This is a genomic window from Motilibacter rhizosphaerae, from assembly GCF_004216915.1.
Lineage (GTDB): Bacteria > Actinomycetota > Actinomycetes > Motilibacterales > Motilibacteraceae > Motilibacter > Motilibacter rhizosphaerae.
In genome coordinates, this window is the sequence record NZ_SGXD01000002.1 from 245,863 (window position 1) to 266,536 (window position 20,674).

Annotated in this window: 19 protein-coding genes; 12 read left to right on the top strand and 7 right to left on the bottom strand. The window is 75.2% G+C overall.

The features are described from left to right. The first annotated feature begins 3 nt into the window (after positions 1 to 3). Genes cobT through EV189_RS06665 form a run of 3 tightly spaced genes read left to right on the top strand, consistent with a single transcriptional unit; the run spans position 4 to position 2,795 of the window. Positions 4 to 1,188 (top strand): nicotinate-nucleotide--dimethylbenzimidazole phosphoribosyltransferase, encoded by a 1,185-nt coding sequence (gene cobT / locus EV189_RS06655; protein WP_407938123.1) that lies wholly within the window; start codon positions 4 to 6, stop codon positions 1,186 to 1,188. Beyond that, complete coding sequence (locus tag EV189_RS06660; protein ID WP_130492170.1) at positions 1,178 to 1,912, top strand: adenosylcobinamide-GDP ribazoletransferase; 735 nt, start codon at positions 1,178 to 1,180, stop codon at positions 1,910 to 1,912. The genes cobT and EV189_RS06660 overlap by 11 nt, the downstream gene beginning before the upstream one ends. Positions 1,913 to 1,955: 43 nt before the next feature. Continuing rightward, positions 1,956 to 2,795 carry an aldo/keto reductase gene (locus EV189_RS06665; protein WP_130492171.1) on the top strand — a complete coding sequence of 280 codons (840 nt, stop codon included), beginning with the start codon at positions 1,956 to 1,958 and terminating at the stop codon, positions 2,793 to 2,795. Positions 2,796 to 2,841: 46 nt separating this feature from the next. On the opposite strand, the gene EV189_RS06670 is transcribed toward EV189_RS06665, so the two are convergent. Then, a complete protein-coding gene (locus tag EV189_RS06670; protein WP_130492172.1) occupies positions 2,842 to 3,384 on the bottom strand; it encodes a shikimate kinase in 543 nt (180 codons plus the stop codon). Continuing rightward, a complete protein-coding gene (gcvT, locus tag EV189_RS06675) occupies positions 3,381 to 4,460 on the bottom strand; it encodes a glycine cleavage system aminomethyltransferase GcvT (protein ID WP_130492173.1) in 1,080 nt (359 codons plus the stop codon). The genes EV189_RS06670 and gcvT overlap by 4 nt, the downstream gene beginning before the upstream one ends. Positions 4,461 to 4,539: 79 nt before the next feature. Between gcvT and EV189_RS06680 the strand changes: the two genes are divergently transcribed. The 4 genes from EV189_RS06680 (at position 4,540) to EV189_RS06695 (ending at position 10,469) form a co-directional block, all read left to right on the top strand. After that, positions 4,540 to 6,066, top strand: coding sequence for a leucyl aminopeptidase (locus tag EV189_RS06680; RefSeq protein ID WP_130492174.1), 1,527 nt, complete (start codon positions 4,540 to 4,542; stop codon positions 6,064 to 6,066). 113 nt (positions 6,067 to 6,179) lie between these two features. Then, positions 6,180 to 7,571, top strand: a complete 1,392-nt coding sequence (lpdA, locus tag EV189_RS06685) for a dihydrolipoyl dehydrogenase (RefSeq protein ID WP_165400164.1) — start codon at positions 6,180 to 6,182, stop codon at positions 7,569 to 7,571. A 62-nt stretch (positions 7,572 to 7,633) separates the two neighbouring features. Then, complete coding sequence (gene sucB, locus EV189_RS06690; RefSeq protein ID WP_130492176.1) at positions 7,634 to 9,460, top strand: 2-oxoglutarate dehydrogenase, E2 component, dihydrolipoamide succinyltransferase; 1,827 nt, start codon at positions 7,634 to 7,636, stop codon at positions 9,458 to 9,460. Positions 9,461 to 9,581: 121 nt separating this feature from the next. Then, entirely contained in the window at positions 9,582 to 10,469 is an 888-nt protein-coding gene (locus EV189_RS06695; protein ID WP_130492177.1) for a TIGR01777 family oxidoreductase, read from the top strand. Here EV189_RS06695 and EV189_RS06700 read toward each other — a convergent pair. Then, complete coding sequence (locus EV189_RS06700; protein WP_130492178.1) at positions 10,426 to 11,604, bottom strand: nuclear transport factor 2 family protein; 1,179 nt, start codon at positions 11,602 to 11,604, stop codon at positions 10,426 to 10,428. The two genes, EV189_RS06695 and EV189_RS06700, sit on opposite strands and share 44 nt — an antisense overlap. A 65-nt stretch (positions 11,605 to 11,669) precedes the next feature. Here EV189_RS06700 and EV189_RS06705 point away from each other — a divergent pair, with 65 nt between their 5' ends. Further along, positions 11,670 to 12,884 (top strand): FAD-dependent oxidoreductase, encoded by a 1,215-nt coding sequence (locus EV189_RS06705; RefSeq protein WP_130492179.1) that lies wholly within the window; start codon positions 11,670 to 11,672, stop codon positions 12,882 to 12,884. Beyond that, positions 12,871 to 13,593: a Type 1 glutamine amidotransferase-like domain-containing protein gene (locus tag EV189_RS06710; RefSeq protein WP_130492180.1), complete on the top strand. Its 723-nt coding sequence runs from the start codon at positions 12,871 to 12,873 to the stop codon at positions 13,591 to 13,593. Before EV189_RS06705 ends, EV189_RS06710 begins: the two co-directional genes overlap by 14 nt. A 15-nt stretch (positions 13,594 to 13,608) precedes the next feature. Here EV189_RS06710 and EV189_RS06715 read toward each other — a convergent pair whose 3' ends face one another. Together EV189_RS06715 and EV189_RS06720 are read right to left on the bottom strand one after the other, a co-directional pair. Continuing rightward, the gene (locus EV189_RS06715) at positions 13,609 to 14,226 is read right to left on the bottom strand and encodes a CE1759 family FMN reductase (RefSeq protein ID WP_130492181.1); all 618 of its coding nucleotides are present in this window, start codon (positions 14,224 to 14,226) and stop codon (positions 13,609 to 13,611) included. Beyond that, entirely contained in the window at positions 14,223 to 15,323 is a 1,101-nt protein-coding gene (locus EV189_RS06720) for an LLM class flavin-dependent oxidoreductase (RefSeq protein ID WP_130492182.1), read from the bottom strand. The genes EV189_RS06715 and EV189_RS06720 overlap by 4 nt, the downstream gene beginning before the upstream one ends. Positions 15,324 to 15,419: 96 nt before the next feature. On the opposite strand from EV189_RS06720, the gene EV189_RS06725 reads away from it, so the two are divergent. After that, positions 15,420 to 15,875 (top strand): MarR family winged helix-turn-helix transcriptional regulator, encoded by a 456-nt coding sequence (locus tag EV189_RS06725; protein ID WP_130492183.1) that lies wholly within the window; start codon positions 15,420 to 15,422, stop codon positions 15,873 to 15,875. Here EV189_RS06725 and EV189_RS06730 read toward each other — a convergent pair. Next, on the bottom strand, positions 15,868 to 17,991 hold the full coding sequence (locus tag EV189_RS06730; RefSeq protein ID WP_130492184.1) for an MMPL family transporter: 2,124 nt from the start codon (positions 17,989 to 17,991) through the stop codon (positions 15,868 to 15,870). The genes EV189_RS06725 and EV189_RS06730 overlap by 8 nt on opposite strands. A 109-nt stretch (positions 17,992 to 18,100) precedes the next feature. Here EV189_RS06730 and lipB point away from each other — a divergent pair, with 109 nt between their 5' ends. Continuing rightward, entirely contained in the window at positions 18,101 to 18,742 is a 642-nt protein-coding gene (gene lipB, locus EV189_RS06735) for a lipoyl(octanoyl) transferase LipB (protein ID WP_196788554.1), read from the top strand. On the opposite strand, the gene EV189_RS06740 is transcribed toward lipB, so the two are convergent. Continuing rightward, complete coding sequence (locus tag EV189_RS06740) at positions 18,739 to 19,662, bottom strand: LLM class F420-dependent oxidoreductase (RefSeq protein WP_130492186.1); 924 nt, start codon at positions 19,660 to 19,662, stop codon at positions 18,739 to 18,741. The two genes, lipB and EV189_RS06740, sit on opposite strands and share 4 nt — an antisense overlap. A gap of 61 nt (positions 19,663 to 19,723) precedes the next feature. On the opposite strand from EV189_RS06740, the gene lipA reads away from it, so the two are divergent. Then, positions 19,724 to 20,656: a lipoyl synthase gene (gene lipA / locus EV189_RS06745; RefSeq protein ID WP_130492187.1), complete on the top strand. Its 933-nt coding sequence runs from the start codon at positions 19,724 to 19,726 to the stop codon at positions 20,654 to 20,656. The last annotated feature ends 18 nt before the right edge of the window (positions 20,657 to 20,674 follow it).

The window sequence follows — 20,674 nt, forward strand, 5'->3', positions numbered from 1 at the left end:
GACCTGCCCCCCGTCCTCGGCCAGGAGGACCTCGCGCGGGTCCTGGCCGACGTGCCCTACCCCGACGACTGGGTGTGGGCGGCGGCGCGCCGGCGGCAGGCCGAGCTGCTCAAGCCGCCCGGGTCGCTGGGCCGGCTCGAGGACATCGGCTGCTGGGTCGCGGGCGTCCAGGCGGCCAACCCGCCGCACCCGTTCCGGCGGCCCCGGCTCCTCCTCGTCGCGGGCGACCACGGGATCGCGCGGGCGGGGGTCTCGGCGTACCCGCCTGCGGTGACGGCCGCGGTCGTGCGCGCCGTGCTGGACGGCGGCGCGGTGGCCCGGGTGCTCGCCGACCACGCCGGCGTCGGGGTGCGCGTGCTCGACCTCGCGGTCGACGACGACCTCGGCGACCCGGAGGCCGCCCGCTGGAAGGTACGCCGTGGCAGCGGCCGCATCGACGTCGAGGACGCGCTGACCCTCGAGGAGGCCTCCGCGGCCTTCCGCGCCGGCATGGCCGTCGTCGACGAGGAGGTCGACGCCGGCGCCGACCTGCTCGTCCTGGGCGAGATGGGCATCGGCAGCACGACCCCCGCGGCGGCCCTCGTGGGCGTGCTGACGGGAGCCGACGCCGCCGCGGTCATCGGCCGCGGAACGGGGATCGACGACCGGACCTGGATGCGCAAGTGCGCGGCGATCCGCGACGCGATGCGCCGCGGCCGCCCCGTGCAGGGCGACCCGGTGGCGCTGCTCGCCCGCATCGGCGGAGCCGACCTCGCGGCGACGGCCGGGATCCTGCTGCAGGCGGCCGTGCGGCGCACGCCCGTGCTGCTCGACGGCGTCGTCTCCTGCGCCTGCGCCCTGCTCGTGCACGCGCAGGCCCCCAACGCCTCGAAGTGGTGGCTCGCGAGCACCCGCTCCCCCGAGCCAGCCGCGAAGCAGGCGCTGGAGTGGATGGCGCTCGAGCCGCTGCTCGACCTGGGCCTGCGCCTCGGCGAGGGGACGGGCGGGCTGCTCGCGCTCCCCCTGGTCCAGGCCGCCGCTGCCACGCTCGAGGGCACCGCCCTGCTGCGCGACCTCGTGCCCGAGGTCGAGGTGGAGCAGCCGGACGTGCCCACCCCGGCAGCGGCCTCCGAGCCGGTCACCGTCGAGGCGCCGCCCGTGGAGGACGCCCCCGCACCGCCTCCGGTGCGCGAGGCCCGTGAGCTCTGACGGGCTCCGGCTCGCGGTCGGCACGCTGAGCGCACTGCCGGTCCCGGCGCCGCGGCGGGTCGACCGGCGTACGGCGTCGCAGGCGATGCTCCTCGCCCCGCTCGTCGGGCTCGTGCTCGGGGGCGGGGCCGCCCTCGTCCTGGCCGGCGCCCGCACGGCCGGCGCCCCGCCCCTGCTCGCCGCGGTAGCGGCCGTCGCCGCGCTGGCCGTGCTCACGCGCGCCCTGCACCTCGACGGGCTCGCCGACACCGCGGACGGGCTCGGCTCCGGGAAGCCGGCCGAGCAGGCGCTCGAGATCATGAAGCGCTCGGACATCGGGCCGTTCGGCGTGGTGACGCTGCTGCTCGTGCTGCTCGCCGACGCCACCGCGCTGCCGGCCCTCCCGGCGCGCGACCTCGTCACCGCCGTCCTCGCCGGGCGGGCGGTCCTGCCCCTGGTCACGCGCCGCGGGACTCCCGCGGCGCGTACGGGAGGGCTCGGGGCGACTGTCGTCGGCACGGTCCCGCCGTGGGGCGCGGCGCTGGTCGTCGCCGCCTCCGCCGCCGCCGGCGCGCTCGTCAGCTGGTCGTGGCAGGGCGCGGCCGCGGTCCTCGTGGCACTGGTCGCCGGCGAGGGCGTGCGGCTGCGCTGCGTACGCCGCCTGGGCGGGGTGACCGGCGACGTCCTCGGCGCTGCGGTGGAGACGGGCACCCTCGCGGCGCTCGTCGTGCTGGCGCTGGCCTGACTCCGGCGGCATGCCACCCGGTACTTCGGGCAAGGCTTGAGCCATGACGACACCCACACCGACCACCGTCACGCTGAACAACGGCCTGCAGATCCCGCAGATCGGGTTCGGGGTGTTCCAGGTCGACCCCGGCGAGACCTCGCCGGCCGTCCAGACCGCGCTCCAGTCCGGCTACCGCCTCATCGACACCGCACAGGGCTACCGCAACGAGGAGGGCGTCGGCCAGGCGCTGCGCGAGACCGACGTCCCGCGCGAGGACATCTTCGTCACGACGAAGCTCACCAACTCCGAGCACGGCCGCGACAAGGCCCTGCGGGCCTTCGACGGCAGCATGCAGAAGCTCGGCCTCGACGTCCTCGACCTGTTCCTCATCCACTGGCCGCTGCCGATGTACGACGAGTACGTCGAGACCTGGAAGGCGTTCGAGGAGCTTCTCGCGAGCGGCCGGGTGCGCTCAATCGGCGTCTCCAACTTCACGAAGGAGCACCTGCAGCGCCTCTTCGACGAGACGGGCACCGTGCCCGTGATCAACCAGATCGAGCTGCACCCGCGCTTCCCGCAGGCTGAGCTGCGCGAGTTCCACGCCCAGCACGGGATCATCACGGAGTCCTGGAGCCCGATCGGCCAGGGCAAGGGGCTGCTCGACGAGCCGGTGCTCAAGGAGATCGGCGAGCAGTACGGGAAGTCGCCCGCGCAGGTCGTGCTCCGCTGGCACGTCCAGCTCGGCCTGGTGGCCATCCCGAAGTCGGTGACGCCGAGCCGCATCGCGGAGAACCTCGACGTCTTCGACTTCGCGCTCTCCGACGACGACCTCGCGAAGATCGCGACCCTGGAGACCGGCGAGCGCATCGGCCCGGACCCGGCGACGGCGTCCTTCCGCTGACCCGAGCGTGGTCGTGCACGTCCTGGGTGGCCCAGGACGTGCATGATCACGAGGGGTGGGCGAGGGGGCCGAGCGCGTCGAGGATGCGCTGCACGCACTCCCCGGTCGACGTGGCCGAGGTGTCCAGGGACAGGTCGGCGAGCGAGGAGTAGATCGGGTCGCGGCCCTCGGCCAGCCGGCGCAGCGCGGCCTCCGGGTCGGGCGAGAGCCACGGGCGGTCCTCGCCGGTCCCGACCCGCTGCACGAGCACCTCGATGGGGGCGTGCAGCCAGACCACGAGGGCGTCGGCCGAGCGCAGGGTGGCGATGTCGTCCTCGATCTCGACGACCCCGGCGGCGACACCGGCGACGAGGGGCGCCGGCTCGGCGAGCGCCTGGCGCAGCGCCCTCGACTCGGCCTGCCGGATCGCGGGGCGCCCCCCGGTGTCCAGCACCTGCCGCGTGGTGACGCCGTTGGCGCGGAGGACGAGCTCGTCGTTGTCGACGTACGGCCACCCCGTCGCGGCCGCGAGCGCCCCGCCGACCGTCGACTTCCCGACGGCCATCATCCCCATGAGCAGGACGCGCGCCTCGCTCGGCTGCCCGGTCACCCTCTGACCCTGCTCGGCACGAACGGCGGGGCGACGACCCGCACCCGGCTGGTCCGGCCCCGCACGTCGAGCTCGAGCTCCGTGCCCGGCTCGACGTCGGGCGGGAGCAGCGCGAGGCCGATGCCGACCCTGCGCGTCGGGGAGAAGGTCCCGGACGTCACCTCGCCGACCGGCGCACCGTCGCGCAGGACCGGCATGTGCGAGCGCGGGATGCCCCGGTCGAGGGCCTCGATGCCGTGCAGCACCCGGCGCGGCCCGGCCTCCCGCTCGGCGAGCAGCGCCTCGCGGCCCCAGAACGCCGGCTTCGCCCAGCCCACCGCCCACGAGCAGCGGGCCTGCACGGGCGAGATCTCCCGCGACAGGTCCTGGCCGTGGAGGGGGTAGCCCATCTCCGTGCGCAGCGTGTCGCGCGCGCCGAGCCCGCAGGGCACCGCACCTGCGGCCAGCAGCGCGTCGAACGCCTGCTCTGCCGCGCCGGCGGGGACCACCAGCTCGTAGCCGCGCTCCCCGGTGTAGCCGGTGCGGCAGACCGTGAGCTCCGTCCCGAACGCCTCGGCCTCCACGAAGGACATGTAGCGGTGCCCGGTCGGCAGGCCGACCGCCTCCAGCACCGCGTCGCTGGTCGGGCCCTGCACCGCGAGGATGGCGTACTCCCCGTGGCGGTCGACGACCTCGACGCCGTCGGGCGCGCCCTCGGCGAGCAGCCGGGCGACCTCGGCGGCGTTCGCCGCGTTGGGCACGAGCAGCAGGTCGTCCTCGTCGCGGAGGTACGCGATGAGGTCGTCGACGACGCCGCCGTCCTCCGCGCAGCACAGGGTGTACTGCGCGGTGCCGACCGCGATGCGCCCGAGGTCGTTGGTGAGGCAGGAGTTGACGTACGCCGCGGCCGCCGGCCCGCGCACGCTCACCGTCCCGAGGTGGCTGACGTCGAAGACGCCCGCGGACTCGCGCACGGCGGTGTGCTCGGCGACGACGCCGGAGTACTGCAGCGGCATCTCCCAGCCGCCGAAGACGGCGGACTTCGCTCCCAGCGCGACGTGGCGCTCGTGGAGCACGGGCAACCTCGGTCCACTCACGCTCGGACGCTAGCATCGAGCCCTCCGGCGCCTCCGGGCACTCCAGCCCCGGGGCACGAACGAGACCCAGGCGGTGCGCGTGGCAGACCTGACCCTCACGACCTCCTCCCCGGCCGGCCTCAAGGTCGACGCCGTGGTGGTCGGGCTGCACGAGAGCCCCCGCGGCCCGGTGCTCGCCGCCGGGGCCGAGCAGCTCGACACCGCCTTCGGCGGCCGGCTGGCCCGTACCCTCGCCGCGCTGGGCGCGACCGGCGCCGCGGAGCAGGTCGTCAAGGTCCCGGGCGTCCCGGGCGTCTCGGCCCCCGTGGTCGTCGGCGTGGGCCTGGGCGCAGCACCCGCGCGGCGCTCCCGCGACGGCGTACCGGCCGAGACGCTGCGCCGCGCCGCGGGCGCCGCCGTCCGCGCGCTCGCCGGCTCCCCGCGGGTCGCGCTCGCCCTCCCCGCCGCCGGTGTCGACGCCGTGCGCGCGCTGGCCGAGGGCGCCCTGCTCGGCGCGTACGCGTTCACGCAGTTCCGCAGCGCCCACGCCCCCGCGCAGCCCGCTCCGCCGACCGCGGTCACCCTCGTCTCCCCCGTCGCGCGCGAGGGCGCGGCGCGCGCCGCCGCCGAGCGGGCCCGTACGGTCGCCGCCGCGGTCGCGCTCACCCGCGACCTCGTCAACACCCCGCCCTCGCACCTCCCGCCCCGCGTGCTCGCCGAGCGCGCGCAGCAGGCCCTCGCCGAGCTGCCGGTCGAGGTCGAGGTGCTCGACGAGCGGGTCCTCAAGCGCCGCGGCTTCGGCGGGATCATGGGCGTCGGCCAGGGCTCGGCCAACCCCCCGCGGCTGGTCAAGCTCTCCTACCGGGGAGGCGGCGAGGACGCGCCGCACGTCGCGCTCGTCGGCAAGGGCATCACGTTCGACTCCGGCGGCCTGTCGCTCAAGCCGCCGGCCTCGATGGTCACGATGAAGTGCGACATGGGCGGGGCCGCGGCCGTGCTCGGGGCCGTCCAGGCCGCCGCCGCGCTGGGCGTGCCCGTGCGCGTCACCGGGTGGATGCCGCTCGCGGAGAACATGCCGTCGGGGACCGCGACCCGGCCGAGCGACGTGCTGACGATCTACGGCGGGCGCACCGTCGAGGTGCTCAACACCGACGCCGAGGGCCGGCTCGTCCTCGCCGACGCGATCGTCGCCGCCTGCGAGGAGCACCCCGACGTGCTCGTCGACGCGGCGACCTTGACCGGCGCGCAGATGGTCGCGCTCGGCTCGCGCACGTCGGCCGTCATGGGCAACTCCGACGCGCTGCGCGAGGCCGTCGCGCGCCTGGCCGGCGAGGCCGGCGAGGCCGTGTGGCCGATGCCGCTCCCCGAGGAGCTGCGCAAGAGCATGGACTCCCCGGTCGCCGACATCGCCAACATGGGCGACCGCTACGGCGGCATGCTCGTCGCCGGGCTGTTCCTCAAGGAGTTCGTCGCCGAGGGCGTCCCGTGGGCCCACCTCGACATCGCCGGGCCGGCGTTCAACGAGGGCGAGGCCTACGGCTACACCCCGAAGGGCGGCACCGGCGCTGCCGTGCGCACGCTGCTCGCGGTCGTCGAGCAGGCGGCGGCGCGCGCCCTGCCGCTGTAGCGCGGCGCCACCCGCGGCGGTCTCCGTCCCCCGCGGGTGCCAAGATGGGGGCACCTCCGGGACCACCCTTGAGCACACCCCTGACCACAAGTCACCTCGCAAGGGAGCAGCACGTGGCGGACAACGCCTTCGACCCGCCCTTCGACGTCGTCATCCTCGGCGGCGGCAGCGGCGGCTACGCCTGCGCGTTCCGCGCGGCGGAGCTCGGCCTGCGGGTCGCGCTCATCGAGAAGGACAAGGTCGGCGGCACCTGCCTGCACCGCGGCTGCATCCCGACCAAGGCGCTGCTGCACGCGGCGGAGCTCGCCGACGGCGCGCGCGAGGGCGAGCAGTTCGGCGTGCGCAGCACGCTCGAGGGCATCGACATGCCCGGCGTGAACAAGTACAAGGACGGCGTCGTCAGCCGCCTCTACAAGGGCCTGCAGGGCCTGGTGCGCCAGCGCAAGATCACCTACGTCGAGGGCACCGGCCGCCTGGTCGACGCCTTCACGGTCGAGGTGGACGGCCAGCGCTACCAGGGCCGCCACGTCGTGCTCGCGACCGGCTCGGTCCCGAAGTCCCTGCCGGGGCTCGAGATCGACGGCAACCGGATCATCAGCAGCGACCACGCGCTCCAGATGGAGCACGTGCCCGCCTCCGCGATCATCCTCGGGGGCGGCGTCATCGGCGTCGAGTTCGCGAGCGTCTGGAAGTCCTTCGGCGTCGACGTCACGATCGTCGAGGGCCTGCCCCACCTGCTCCCGCTCGAGGACGAGTCCAGCTCGAAGCTCATCGAGCGCGCCTACCGCCGCCGCGGCATCACGTACGAGCTCGGCAACCGCTTCTCCCGGGCGGAGTACACCGAGTCCGGCGTCCGCGTGACCCTCGAGTCCGGCACGACCGTCGAGGCCGAGCTCCTCCTCGTCGCCGTCGGCCGCGGCCCCGTCTCCGCGGGCCTGGGCTACGAGGAGGCCGGCGTGCGCACCGAGCGCGGCTACGTCCTCGTCGACGAGTACTGCCGCACCTCGGTCTCCTCGGTCTTCGCGGTGGGCGACCTCATCCCGACGCTCCAGCTGGCGCACGTCGGCTTCGGCGAGGGGATCCTCGTCGCCGAGCAGATCGCCGGGCTGCCGGTGCAGCCCATCGACTACGACGGCGTCCCCCGCGTCACCTACTCCGAGCCCGAGGTCGCCTCCGTCGGCATCACCGAGGCGAGGGCGAAGGAGCGCTTCGGCGCCGACGGCGTCGAGACCCTGGTCTACGACCTCGCCGGCAACGGCAAGAGCTCGATCCTCAAGACGCAGGGCGCGGTGAAGCTCGTCCGGCAGAAGGACGGCCCCGTCGTCGGCGTCCACATGGTCGGTGCGCGCGTCGGCGAGCTCATCGCCGAGGCGCAGCTCATCACCAACTGGGAGGCGCTGCCGATCGACGTCGCGCAGCTCATCCACCCGCACCCCACGCAGTCCGAGGCGCTCGGGGAGGCCCACCTGGCCCTCGCCGGCAAGCCGCTGCACGTGCACGGCTAGGGCCGCGCGACCCGCATGACCGCACTGACCGCACCGACATCCCACGTTCCTGGAGGCACACCTTGCCGTTCTCGGTGACCATGCCGGCCCTCGGGGAGAGCGTCTCCGAGGGCACCGTCACCCGCTGGCTCAAGCAGGAGGGCGACCGCGTCGAGGCCGACGAGCCGCTGCTCGAGGTCTCGACCGACAAGGTCGACACCGAGGTGCCGTCGCCGGCGTCCGGCACCCTCCAGCGCATCGTCGTCGCGGCGGACGAGACCGTCGACGTCGGCGCCGAGCTCGCCGTGATCGCCCTCGAGGACGACGCCTCCGCGCCCGCGACGCCCGCGGCCCCGGCCGCGCCGCCGGCGGCGGAGGACGCGCAGGCCGCGTACCCCGCGGCTCCGGCGGGCGTCCCCTCCCCGGCCGACCAGCCCGAGGTCTCCTCGGGCGCGGGCGACGAGGCCCAGGGCGCGGCTGCCCCCGGGCCGACCACCGCGACCGGCACCGAGGTCACGCTGCCCGCGCTCGGCGAGAGCGTGACCGAGGGCACCGTCACCCGCTGGCTCAAGCAGGTCGGCGACACCGTGGCCGCGGACGAGCCGCTGCTCGAGGTCTCGACCGACAAGGTCGACACCGAGGTGCCGTCGCCGGCGTCGGGCACGCTGCTCGAGATCCGCGTGCAGGCCGACGAGACGGTGCCGGTCGGCGCCGTCGTCGCCGTCATCGGCTCCGCTGCCCCGGCCGCTGCCCCGGCACCCGCCGCCCCGGCACCCGCACCTGCTGCTGCTCCGGCTCCCGCGCCCGCTCCTGCTCCGGCAGCTGCCCCGGCACCCGCCCCCGCGGCTTCACCGGCACCGGCCCCTGCTCCGGCGCCCGCTGCTGCCCCGGCACCCGCCCCTGCTCCGGCGCCCGCTGCTGCCCCGGCTCCGGCTCCCGACGCGTACGTCACCCCGCTGGTCCGCAAGCTCGCGGCCGAGCAGGGCATCGACCTCGCGACCCTGACGGGCACGGGGGTCGGCGGGCGCATCCGCAAGCAGGACGTGCTCGACGCCGCGGCGAAGAAGAACGCGCCGGCGCCCGCCGCTCCCGCCGCGGCTCCTGCCGCCGCGGCTGCCGTCCCCGCCGGCCAGGCGGGTCCCGCCGCGCCGGCGGCCGCTGCGGCCGTCGGGGGTTCCGCGGAGCCCTCGCCGCTGCGCGGCACGCGGGAGAAGATGACCCGCCTGCGCAAGGTCATCGCCTCGCGCATGGTCGAGTCGCTGCAGACCTCCGCGCAGCTCACCACCGTGGTCGAGGTCGACGTCACCCGGATCGCGCGGCTGCGCGCCCGGGCCAAGCGCGACTTCCAGTCGCGCGAGGGCGTCAACCTGAGCTTCCTGCCCTTCTTCGCCAAGGCCACGGTCGAGGCGCTCAAGGTGCACCCGAAGCTCAACGCGAGCATCGAGGGCGACGAGATCGTCTACCACGGCGCCGAGCACCTCGGCATCGCGGTCGACACAGAGCGCGGGCTGCTCGTGCCCGTCATCCACGACGCCGGCGACCTCAACATCGGCGGGCTCGCCCGCAAGATCGCGGACCTCGCCGCGCGCACCCGCGACAACAAGGTGACGCCGGACGAGCTGGGCGGCGGGACGTTCACGCTGACCAACACCGGCAGCCGCGGCGCGCTGTTCGACACCCCGATCCTCAACAAGCCGCAGGTCGGCATCCTCGGCACGGGCGGCATCGTCAAGCGCCCCGTCGTGGTCGACGACCCCGAGCTCGGCGAGACCATCGCGGTGCGCTCGATGGTCTACCTCGCGCTCTCCTACGACCACCAGCTGGTCGACGGAGCCGACGCCGCCCGCTTCCTCGTGGCGGTCAAGTCCCGCCTCGAGGAGGGCGCGTTCGAGGCCGACCTCGGCCTCTAGCCCGTCCCGCACTCCCCGACAGCAGGGGCCGTCCTCCGGGACGGCCCCTGCTGCGTCCCCGGGGACCGGGTCCGCGGGGACTGCGTTCGCGGCCAGGTCCGCCGCCCCCGAGGATGGGCGCATGCCTGCTCCCACGTACGCCGTCACCGGCGCCTCCGGCCTCATCGGGTCCGCGCTCGTCGCCGCCCTCCAGCGCGACGGCCTGCCCGTGCTGCGCCTGGTCCGCCGGGAGCCCACCCGTGCCGACGAGGTGCGGTGGGACCCCGCGAGCGGGTCGGTCGACACCGACGCGCTCGCCGGCGTGACCGCCGTCGTGCACCTCGCCGGTGCCGGAGTCGCGGAGCGCCCCTGGACCGCGGGCTACCGGCGGACCGTCCTCGAGAGCCGCACGTCGGGCACGCGCACGATCGCCGCGGCCGTCGCGCGGCTCGACCCGCAGCCGGCGCTCGTCTCCGGCAGTGCCATCGGGCTCTACGGCGACGCCGGCGACACCGTGCTCGACGAGGGCAGCCCCGCCGGCACGGGCTTCCTCGCCGAGGTCGTGACGGCGTGGGAGGCGGCGACGGCCCCCGCAGCGGAGGCGGGCGTGCGGGTCTGCTCGGCGCGTACGGGCCTGGTCGTCTCGCGCCGCGGCGGCGCCTTCGGCCGGCTGCTCCCGACGGCCCGCGCGGGCCTGCTTCCCCGCTTCGGCGACGGGCAGCAGTGGTGGAGCCTCATCTCGCTGGAGGACGAGGTCCGCGCCCTGCGGTGGCTCGCGGACACCGGGACCGCGAACGGGGCCTACGACCTCACCGCCGCACCCACCCGCCAGGAGGAGGTCGTGCGCCTCCTCGGCGAGGTCCACCGGCGCGTGGCGACGGTGCCCGTCCCGAAGGTCGCCCTGCGGGCCGTGGGCGAGGTCTCCCGAGTGCTGCTCGACTCCCAGCGCGTGGAGCCGCGGCGGCTGCGCGAGGAGGGCTTCGTCTTCAGCCACCCGACCGCACGGGCGATCCTGGAGACGACCCGCTGACGGCAGCGGAGACGTCCCAGACGCGCCACTCCCCCGCGACGCGCCGCAGCTCGAGCGTCCACGTCCGCGCTGCGCGCCCTGGTCGGCGCACCTGGGCGGCACCCCTGCGCAGGACCCAGCCGTCGAGCACGTCGCGCACCCGCAGCACCTGCGCGTCCACGCTCCCCGGCGCGCCGTCGACGGCGAGCAGCCGGGGCCGCAGGCCGTCCGCGACGGCCCCCGCCCGGGCGTACGCCGCGAGCATCTCGGTGTCGCGCGCCAGCGCGGGTGACCCGGGCACGTAGACCGTGGCCAGGGCGGCGGGGTCCCCGTGCGCGAAGGCCGCGGCACGCCGCGCGTCGAGGGCGGAGACCACCCCGCTCCACGAGGGCGCTGGCGTGCTGGCAGGAGCCGTCGCGACCGGCTGAGGGGTGGCGGCGGTCGCCGACACCGTCGGGAGCCCAGCAGCAGCCCGCGCCGGGGACGGCCGCAGGTGCAGCACGGCGCCGGCCAGGAGCACCAGCGCGAGGACGGCGACGCCGGCGACCACGGCGCGGCGGACGCCCGTCCCGCGGCGGGGCCGTCGCCGGCGGCCCGCAGCACGGACGGGGTCACGGTCGTCGGCACGGACGGGGTCGGGGTCACGGTCGGGGGCGGCAAGAGCGGGCGCGGCCGACTCCTGAGCAGCGGCCACCAGCGGCGTCCCCGGCGGGAGCTGGAGCGCCCGCGCGGGGCAGGCGTCGAGCAGCGCCCGCGCCAGCTGCGCCGCGCTGGGCGCCGCCTCCTCGGGGGCGTCGAGAGCAGCGTTGAGCACCCCCGCGAGGGCCGTCGGGACGTCCGCCGCCGGACCGCCGAGCGCGCGCCACCCCAGGGCGACGAGGTCGGCGAGGTCGGCCCGCTCGAGCGCCTGACCGCCGGGCGCCGCCGGCGCGAGCGGTGCGAGAGCGGGCCGCCCGCCGTCGTGCAGGGCGGCGTCGCCAGCGCGCAGACCGCCCGTCGCGCGCGCGGCGAGCGCGAGCCCCTCGTCGTGCAACGAGGCGAGCTCACGCGCGAGCGGCACGAGCAGGGTGACCACCTCACCGGCCGTCAGCGTTCCGCGGACGGCCAGCAGGTGCTCGACGCCCGAGAGCGGGCGGGCGGGGTCGGGTCGGCGCACCCGCGCAGCATGCCTCCGTCGGCGAGTGGCATGCAGGCGTCATCCACAGGGGGTAGCGTCCGTCCGTGCCTCCCGCCCTCGACGTCCTCGTGGTCGGGGCGGGCGCCGCGGGCCTGTCGGCGGCCCGCCGCCTGCACACCGCCGGGCTCGAGGTCGAGGTGCACGAGGCAGCCGACGCCGTGGGCGGCCGGGTGCGCACCGACGTCGTCGACGGCGTCCTCGTCGACCGCGGGTTCCAGGTCCTCAACCCGAGCTACCCGCAGGTGCGCCGCCAGCTCGACCTCGACGCCCTGCGCCTCGGGTCGTTCCGGGCCGGTGTGGGCGTGGCGACGGGCCGCCGCATCGTCCGGGTCAGCGACCCGCGCCGCGACCCGCGGGCGCTGCTGTCCACGCTCACCGCGCCGGTCGGGTCGCCGCTCGCGAAGGCGGCCCTGGCGCTCTACGCGCTGCGGGTCAGCCGCGCCCGGCCCGCGACCCTGCTCAGCCAGCGCGACGGCACCGCCCGTGCGGCGCTGGCCGAGCACGGGGTCCAGGGGCGGATCGTCGACAGCGTGCTCGCGCCGTTCCTCGCCGGTGTCCTCGCCGACGGCGAGCTGGTGACGAGCCGGCGGTTCGTCGACCTCGTCCTGCGCTCGTTCGTGCGCGGCACCCCCGCCTTGCCAGCGGCGGGCATCGCCGCCGTGGCCGAGCAGCTCGCCGCGCCGCTGGGCGCGCAGGTGCACCTCGGGTCACCCGTGGAGGACCTCGCGACGGCCCGGCGCCGGGCGCGCGCGGTGCTCGTCGCCACCGACGCCCCCGCCGCTGCGCGCCTGCTGCCCGGGCTGCCCGTGCCCGGGATGCGCGCACTGACGACGTACTACCACCTGGTCCCCGAGCCGCCGGTGCGCGACGCCGTGGTGGTCGTCGACGGCGAGCGGCGCGGACCGGTCGTCAACACCGCGGTGCTGACCAACGCCGTCCCGTCGTACGCACCGGGCCGCCACCTCGTCAGCTCCACCGTGCTCGGCGTGCCGGACGGCGACGGCGAGCGGGAGGTCCGGCGCCACCTCGCGCTGGTCTACGGCGTGCCCACCACGGGCTGGGAGCTGCTAGCGGTCACCCCCGTGGCGCACGCCCTGCCGGCGATGCTGCCCCCGCTCGACGCGCGGCGGCCCGTCCGCCACAGCGACGGCGTGTACGTTGCGGGCGACCACCGGGACACCGCGTCGCTGCAGGGGGCCCTGGCCTCCGGGTGGCGCGCGGCCGAGGCAGTGCTGGAGGACCTGGGTGCCCGCGACTGAGCCCACGATCGTCGCCACGTCCATGGGGTTCCGCTCGGGAGCCCGCACGTGGATCGAGCCCGGCCCGGTCTTCGAGCACATGCGCCAGCTCGCCGGCTCTCCCGCCCGGCCCCGGCTCTGCTACGTCGGCACGGCCGACGGCGACCAGGCGCACCGCCGGCTGTGGGTGCGCGAGGCGTTCCAGGGCTCGGGCGTCGAGGTCACCGACCTCGCGCTGTTCCCGATGCCCAACGTCCCCGACGTCCGTGAGCACCTGCTCGCCCAGGACATCGTGTGGGTCGGGGGCGGCAGCGTCGCGGGCCTGCTCGCGATGTGGCGGCTGCACGGGCTGGCCGAGCCGCTGCGCGCGGCCTGGGAGGCCGGCGTCGTCCTCGGCGGCGTGAGCGCGGGGTCGCTCTGCTGGCACATCGGGGGCACCACCGACTCGTTCGGGCCGGACCTGCGCCCGGTGACCGACGGGCTCGCCCTGCTGCCGTACGGCAACGGCGTGCACTACGACAGCGAGGCGCAGCGCCGCCCCCTGCTGCACCGGCTCGTCGGCGACGGCACGCTCCCGCGGTCGTACGCGACCGACGACGGTGCGGGCCTCGTCTACCGCGGCACCGAGCTGGCCTACGCCCTCGCCGACCGCGACGGCGCCAGGGCGTACGTCGTGGAGCGGACCGACGACGGCGTCTGCGAGAGCGTCATCGAGCCGCGCCGGATCTGACCGGTCGGCAGCAGGTCAGGCGCCGCGCAGCAGCTCGGCGAAGGACGGCGCCGCAGCGAACTCGTCCCGCGGCGCCGCCGCCGGGCGCGCGGCCAGGAGGTCGGCCAGCTCGCCGCCCGCGCGCCGCACCCGGTCGGCGAGCGCGGGGCTCGCCCCGTCGCCGCCGGCCCAGTCCTCCGACGCGGCGAAGACGGCGGTAGGGACCACGACCGCGCGCAGGTAGGCGAACAGCGGGCGCATCGCGTGTTCGAGCACCAGCGAGTGGCGCGCGGTACCGGCGGTGGCGCCGACCAGCACCGGGACGCCTGCCAGCGCGTCCTTGTCGAGCACGTCGACGAAGGTCTTGAACAGCCCGCTGTAGGACGCGGAGAAGACCGGCGTCACCGCGACCACGGCGTCGGCAGACTCGACCGCGTCGAGCACCCTTCGCAGCTCGGCCGGCGCGAAGCCGGTGACGAGCGTGTCGGCGAGCGCCCGCGCGTGCTCGCGCAGCTCGACGACCTCGACCTCGGCGGGGACACCGCGCTCGCGCAGCGCGTCGAGCGCCGCGGCCGACATCCTGTCGGCGAGCAGGCGGGTCGACGACGGGACGGAGAGACCCGCTGACACCACGGCGATCCTGCGCGCGCTCATCGGGCCGTCGCCTCCTCGAGCACCGGGCCGCGCGCGGCAACGCGCGCGGCGTGCGTCGGCGCGTCGGGCACGTGGGCCGGCTTCAGCGCGGCGAACTCCTTGCGCAGCACGGGAACCACCTCCTCGCCGAGGATGTCGAGCTGCTCCAGCACGGTCTTCAGCGGCAGTCCGGCGTGGTCGATGAGGAAGAGCTGGCGCTGGTAGTCGCCGACGTAGTCGCGGAAGCCCAGCGTGCGCTCGATGACCTGCTGCGGGCTGCCGACCGTCAGCGGCGTCTCGCGGCTGAACTCCTCCAGCGACGGGCCGTGGCCGTAGACCGGCGCCTCGTCGAAGTACGGCCGGAACTCGCGCACCGCGTCCTGGCTGTTCTTGCGGATGAACACCTGGCCGCCCAGCCCGACGATGGCCTGGTCCGCCGCGCCGTGGCCGTAGTGCTCGAAGCGCTGGCGGTAGAACTGGACCATCCGCGCGGTGTGCTCGGGCGGCCAGAAGATGTGGTTGTGGAAGAAGCCGTCGCCGTAGTACGCCGCCTGCTCGGCGATCTCCGGGCTGCGGATCGAGCCGTGCCAGACGAAGGGCGCGACGCCGTCGAGCGGCCGCGGCGTCGAGGTGAACCCCTGCAGCGGCGTGCGGAACCGGCCCGACCAGTCCACGACCTCCTCGTCCCACAGGCGGCGCAGCAGCGCGTAGTTCTCCACGGCGAGGCTGATGCCGTCGCGGATGTCCTTGCCGAACCACGGGTAGACGGGGCCGGTGTTGCCGCGGCCCAGCGTGAGGTCGACCCGGCCGTCGGCGAGGTGCTGCAGCATCGCGAAGTCCTCGGCGATCTTGACCGGGTCGTTGGTCGTGATCAGCGTCGTGGCCGTCGAGAGCTGCAGCGAGCGCGTCTGCGCCGCGACGTACGCGAGGGTGGTGGTCGGCGAGGACGAGAAGAACGGAGGGTTGTGGTGCTCGCCCAGGGCGAAGACGTCGAGCCCGACCTCCTCGACCTTCTTCGCGATGGTGACGACGGCCTTGATGCGCTCGGCCTCGGTGGGCGCGCGCCCGGTCGTGGGGTCCGCGGTGATGTCGCTGACCGAGAAGACACCGAACTGCACGGGACTCTCCTGTCCTCGGCGCCCGCCTCCACGACGGGCGTTCCTGTTGCCGAGAACGTACATGACGCGTCATGCATTCCGGCGTACGCTCGTCACGTGACCACCTGGCTGGAGCCGCACGAGCAGCGCGCGTGGCGGGCCTACCTCGCGCTGCAGGCGCGGCTCGACGCCGCGCTCAACCGGCAGCTGCAGGCGGCGAGCGGCCTCTCGCTCCCCGACTACGCCGTGCTCGTCCAGCTCAGCGAGAGCGCGGAGGACCGGCTGCGGCCGTACGCGCTCGTCGCCGCGCTCGACTGGGAGCAGAGCCGGCTCTCCCACCAGCTCGGACGCATGGAGCGACGCGGGCTCGTGGTGCGCGAGGCCTGCGCCGAGGACCGCCGCGGGGCGTACGTCGTGCTGACCGCCGAGGGCCGGGCGGCGCTCGAGCAGGCGGCTCCCCTGCACGCGGACACGGTGCGCCGCACGGTCTTCGCCGGCATGGAGCCGGAGGACGTGCGCCGGCTCGAGGAGTTCGCGACCGGCGTGCTGGCCCGCCTCGAGCAGGTCACCTAGCCGCGCGCTCCTCCCGCCGCAGCGGCAGCGGCCACCACGTCCGCTCGCCGAGCATCCGGACCACGGCCGGCACGAGCAGCGAGCGCACGAGCAGCGTGTCGAGCAGGACGCCGAACGCGACCGCGAAGCCGATCTCGGCGAGGAAGACGATGGGCAGCACCCCCAGCGCCGAGAAGGTCGCGGCGAGCACCAGCCCGGCCGAGGTGATGACCCCGCCCGTCACGGCGAGCCCCTTGAGCACGCCGTCGCGCGTCGCGACCACGTGCGACTCCTCCCGCACGCGCGTCATGAGGAAGATGTTGTAGTCGATCCCCAGCGCCACCAGGAAGATGAAGGCGAACAGCGGGAACGACTGGTCGGCGCCCGCGAAGTGGAACACGTGCTTGAACGCCAGGGCGCACACGCCCATGGTCGCCGCGAAGGACAGCACCACGCTCGCGACGAGCAGGACGGGCGCGACGAGGGCCCGCAGCAGCAGCACGAGGATGACGAGGATCACCAGCAGCACCGCCGGGATGATGACCTTGTTGTCGCGGGAGGACTGGGTCGCGACGTCGTAGGTGATGGCGGTCGGACCTCCGACCAGCACGTCCTTGCCCACGCTGTCGAGGTCAGCGCGCAGCCGCCGCACGGTGCTCTCCGCGGCGCTCGAGTCCGCGCCGTAGGTGAGGGTGGCGAGGATCTGCGCCTGGCCGCGCACCTGCTTCGGCGCGGCGCCCGGCTGTCCCGTCTGGGCCGGGTCGGCCGCCGTCACGACCGCCGAGGCCACTCCGCGCTCCCCCTGCACGACGCGCAGCGCCTGCTGCAGCTGGCCGACCGGCGCGATGACGCTGGTGGGCGCGCCCGAGCCGGCCGGGAAGTGGCGCTCGAACGCCTCCTGCCCCTTCACCGAGTCGGGGTGGGTGGTGAACGACTGGGCCTGCGTGATCCCGTGCGCCGACAGCGTGGTCGAGAGCCCGGCGAGCACGAGCAGCAGCACCGCGGTGGCCGCGGCGACGGCGCCCGTACGCCGTCCGACGAGGCGGGAGACCCGGCCCCAGAGCCCCTTGCCCTCCTGCGGCTCCTCGTCGTGGCGCGGGACGAACGGCCAGAACCAGTAGCGCCCCAGCAGGAGCAGCAGCGCCGGGAGGAACGTCAGCATGGCGACCATCGCGCAGCCGATCCCGATCGCCGCCACGGGCCCGAGCGACTTGTTGGAGGCGAGGTCCGAGAGCAGCAGGCAGAGCAGGCCGAGGACGACGGTGAGGCCGCTCGCCACGATCGGCGGGACCGCGCCGCGCAGCGCTCGCTGCATCGCGACGAGGGAGCTCTCGTGGGCGTGCAGCTCCTCCTTGAAGCGGCTGATGAGCAGCAGCGCGTAGTCCGTCCCCGCGCCGAAGACCAGCACCAGCAGGATCCCCGAGCTCTGCCCGTTGACGGTGAGCGCGCCGGACTTCGCGACGAGGTAGACCACGCCCTGCGCCCCGAACAGCGCGGCGACGGCGGACAGCAGGACCGGGATGAACACCGGGCTGCGGTAGACGAGCAGCAGGAGGAGGAGGACCACCCCGCCACTGGTGAACAGGAGGATCCCGTCGATCCCCTCGAAGGCCTTGCTGAAGTCGGCCGAGAGGCCGCCGGTCCCGGTGACGAGCGGGTCGAGCCCCTCCACCTGCGCGGCGTCGCGGATCGCGTCCACCGGCTTGCCGATGTCGAAGCCCTCCTCGCTGGAGAGCTGCACGACCGTGCTCGCCGCCTTGCCGTCCTTCGAGACCGACAGGGGCGTGGGACGCCCGATGATGTCCTTGACCGCGCCGATGCGGGCGACCGCCTGGCCGAGCTCGTCGCGGTCCTGCGCGGTCAGCCCGGAGCCGCGCTCCCAGACGACGATCGCCGGCACGGTCTGCGCACCTGCGAACTCCGTCTCCAGCGCCAGGGACTTCGTCGACTCGGCGGACTTCGGGAGGTAGGACGAGGCGTTGTTCTTCTCGATGCCCGTGAGCTTGTCGGCGAGGGGGCCCAGCACTCCGAGCGCCACGAACCAGACCAGGACCAGCCCGACGCCCACCAGCAGCCGGCGGCGGTGCCCCTGGCGCTCCTGCGGCCCGGCGGGCGGGGCGGTGACGGACGTGGACATCGGGCTCCTCTGTGCTCGACCGGCGGCTCGACCGCGGTTCGACCGGTGGACGGCTCGGACCCTAGGCCACCGCACCGACACGTACGCTGTCGTCATGCTGGGGGCGGAGATCGCGACGCGCACGCCGCGGCTCGTGCGCGCCGGGCTCGTGCCCTACGCGGAGGCTTGGGAGCGCCAGCGCGCGCTGCACGCCGCAGTCGTCTCCGGCGAGGAGCCGGGCACCGTCCTGCTGCTCGAGCACCCGCCCGTCTTCACCGCGGGCAAGCGCACGGCGTGGTACGACCGGCCGACCGACGGCACGCCCGTGGTCGAGGTCGACCGCGGCGGCCGCATCACCTGGCACGGGCCGGGGCAGCTGGTCGCGTACCCCGTGGTGCCGCTCGCGCAGCCCGTCGACGTCGTCGCCCACGTGCGGCGGCTCGAGGAGGTCGTCATGCGCACGTGCGCGGACCTTGGGCTCGCGACCAAGCGCGTCGAGGGGCGCAGCGGGGTGTGGGTCGAGCTCGACGGCGGGCGCGACCGCAAGGTGGCGGCGGTCGGGTGCCGGGTCGCCCGCGGCGTCACGATGCACGGCTTCGCGCTCAACTGCGACTGCGACCTCAGCTGGTACGACCGGATCGTCCCGTGCGGGATCGACGACGCGGACGTCACCTCGCTGAGCGCCGAGCTCGGCCGCGACGTCACCGTCGCGGAGGTGCTCCCGCTCGTCGAGCAGCACCTCCGCGAGCAGCTCCAGCCGCTGGACGGCTAGGACAGCTGCGGCGCCACCTCGGCGGCGACCAGCTCGAGGTGCTCCAGGTCGGCGAGGTCGAGCACCTGGAGGTACATCCGGCTGGCGCCGGCCGCGGCGTACTGCCCGATCTTGTCGACGACCTCGGCGGGCGAGCCGGCGAGGCCGTTCTCGCGCAGCTCGTCGACCTCGCGCCCGATGGCCGCCGCGCGGCGGGCGACCTCATCGTCGGCGCGGCCGACGGCCAGCACCTGTGCGGCCGAGTAGCGGATCGGCGCGCGTCCGGCCGCCTCGACCGCCGCCCCCACGACGCCGAACTGGGCTGCCGTGTCCGCGAGGCTGGCGAACGGCATGTTGAACTCGTCGGCGAAGCGGGCAGCGAGGGCGGGCGTCCGCTTCTTGCCGCCGCCGCCGATGATGACCGGCGGGCGCGGCGACTGCGCGGGCTTCGGCAGCGCCGGTGAGTCCGTGAACGAGTAGTGCTTGCCGCTGAAGGAGTACGTCTCCCCCACCGGCGTCTCCCACAGCCCGACGATCGCCTCGAGCTGCTCCTCGTAGCGGTCGAACCGCTCGCCGAGCGCGGGGAAGGCGAGGCCGTAGGCGCTGTGCTCCGCGGCGTACCAGCCCGAGCCGAAGCCGAACTCCACGCGCCCGCCGCTCATCGCGTCGACCTGGGCGACGGAGATCGCGAGCGGACCGGGGTGGCGGAAGGTCGCGGCGGTGACGAGCGTGCCGAGCCGGATGCGGCTGGTCTCCCGGGCGAGGCCCGCGAGCGTGACCCAGGCGTCGGTCGGGCCGGGCAGGCCGTCGCCGCCCATCGTCAGGTAGTGGTCGGAGCGGAAGAACGCGTCGAAGCCGAGCTCCTCGGTCTTCCTCGCCACGGCCAGGAGCGTGTCGTAGGTCGCGCCCTGCTGGGGCTCGGTGAAGATGCGCAGGTCCATGGGCGGACCCTACTGACCCGCCCGACGGGCACCGTCGGCACCCGGACGTACGCTGGTGGGCATGACCGCGGTGGCGCCGGACGGGCGCAGGATGCTCCGGATCGAGGCGCGCAACGCCGCCGTCCCCATCGAGCGCAAGCCCGACTGGATCAAGACGAAGCTGCGCACCGGCCCCGAGTTCACCGAGCTCAAGGGCCTGGTCAAGCGCGAGGGGCTGCACACCGTGTGCGAGGAGGCGGGCTGCCCCAACATCTACGAGTGCTGGGAGGACCGCGAGGCCACCTTCCTCATCGGCGGCAGCGAGTGCACGCGCCGGTGCGACTTCTGCCAGATCGCCACGGGCAAGCCGCTGCCGCTCGACCGCGACGAGCCGCGCCGCGTGGGCGAGTCGGTGCGGACCATGGGCCTGCGCTACGCCACGATCACCGGCGTCGCCCGTGACGACCTGGCCGACGGCGGCGCCTGGCTCTACGCCGAGACCGTCCGGCAGGTCCACGAGCTCAACCCGGGCACGGGCGTCGAGGTGCTGATCCCCGACTTCAACGGCCTGCCCGAGCAGCTCGCCGAGGTCTTCTCCGCGCGGCCCGAGGTGCTCGCGCACAACCTCGAGACCGTGCCGCGCATCTTCAAGCGCATCCGCCCGGGCTTCCGCTACGAGCGCTCGCTCGACGTTCTGACGCAGGCGCGCGCCGCCGGGCTCGTGACCAAGTCCAACCTCATCCTCGGCATGGGCGAGACCCGCGAGGAGGTGAGCGAGGCGCTGCGCGACCTGCACGCCGCCGGCTGCGACCTCGTCACCATCACGCAGTACCTCCGCCCCTCGCCGCTGCACCACCCGGTCGAGCGCTGGGTCAAGCCCGAGGAGTTCGTCGAGCTCACCGCCGAGGCCGAGCAGATCGGCTTCGCGGGCGTGCTGTCGGGGCCGCTGGTGCGCTCGTCGTACCGCGCCGGCCGGCTCTACGAGCAGGCGGTGGCGGCGCGGGCCTCCGCCTGACGCCCACGGCGCTCGCCG

Coding starts and splice junctions, on each gene's coding strand:
- EV189_RS06730 (WP_130492184.1), bottom strand. CDS start 17,991: ATGTCCACGTCCGTCACCGCCCCGCCCGCCGGGCCGCAGGAGCGCCAG.
- EV189_RS06665 (WP_130492171.1), top strand. CDS start 1,956: ATGACGACACCCACACCGACCACCGTCACGCTGAACAACGGCCTGCAG.
- EV189_RS06695 (WP_130492177.1), top strand. CDS start 9,582: ATGCCTGCTCCCACGTACGCCGTCACCGGCGCCTCCGGCCTCATCGGG.
- EV189_RS06715 (WP_130492181.1), bottom strand. CDS start 14,226: ATGAGCGCGCGCAGGATCGCCGTGGTGTCAGCGGGTCTCTCCGTCCCG.
- lipA (WP_130492187.1), top strand. CDS start 19,724: ATGACCGCGGTGGCGCCGGACGGGCGCAGGATGCTCCGGATCGAGGCG.
- EV189_RS06740 (WP_130492186.1), bottom strand. CDS start 19,662: ATGGACCTGCGCATCTTCACCGAGCCCCAGCAGGGCGCGACCTACGAC.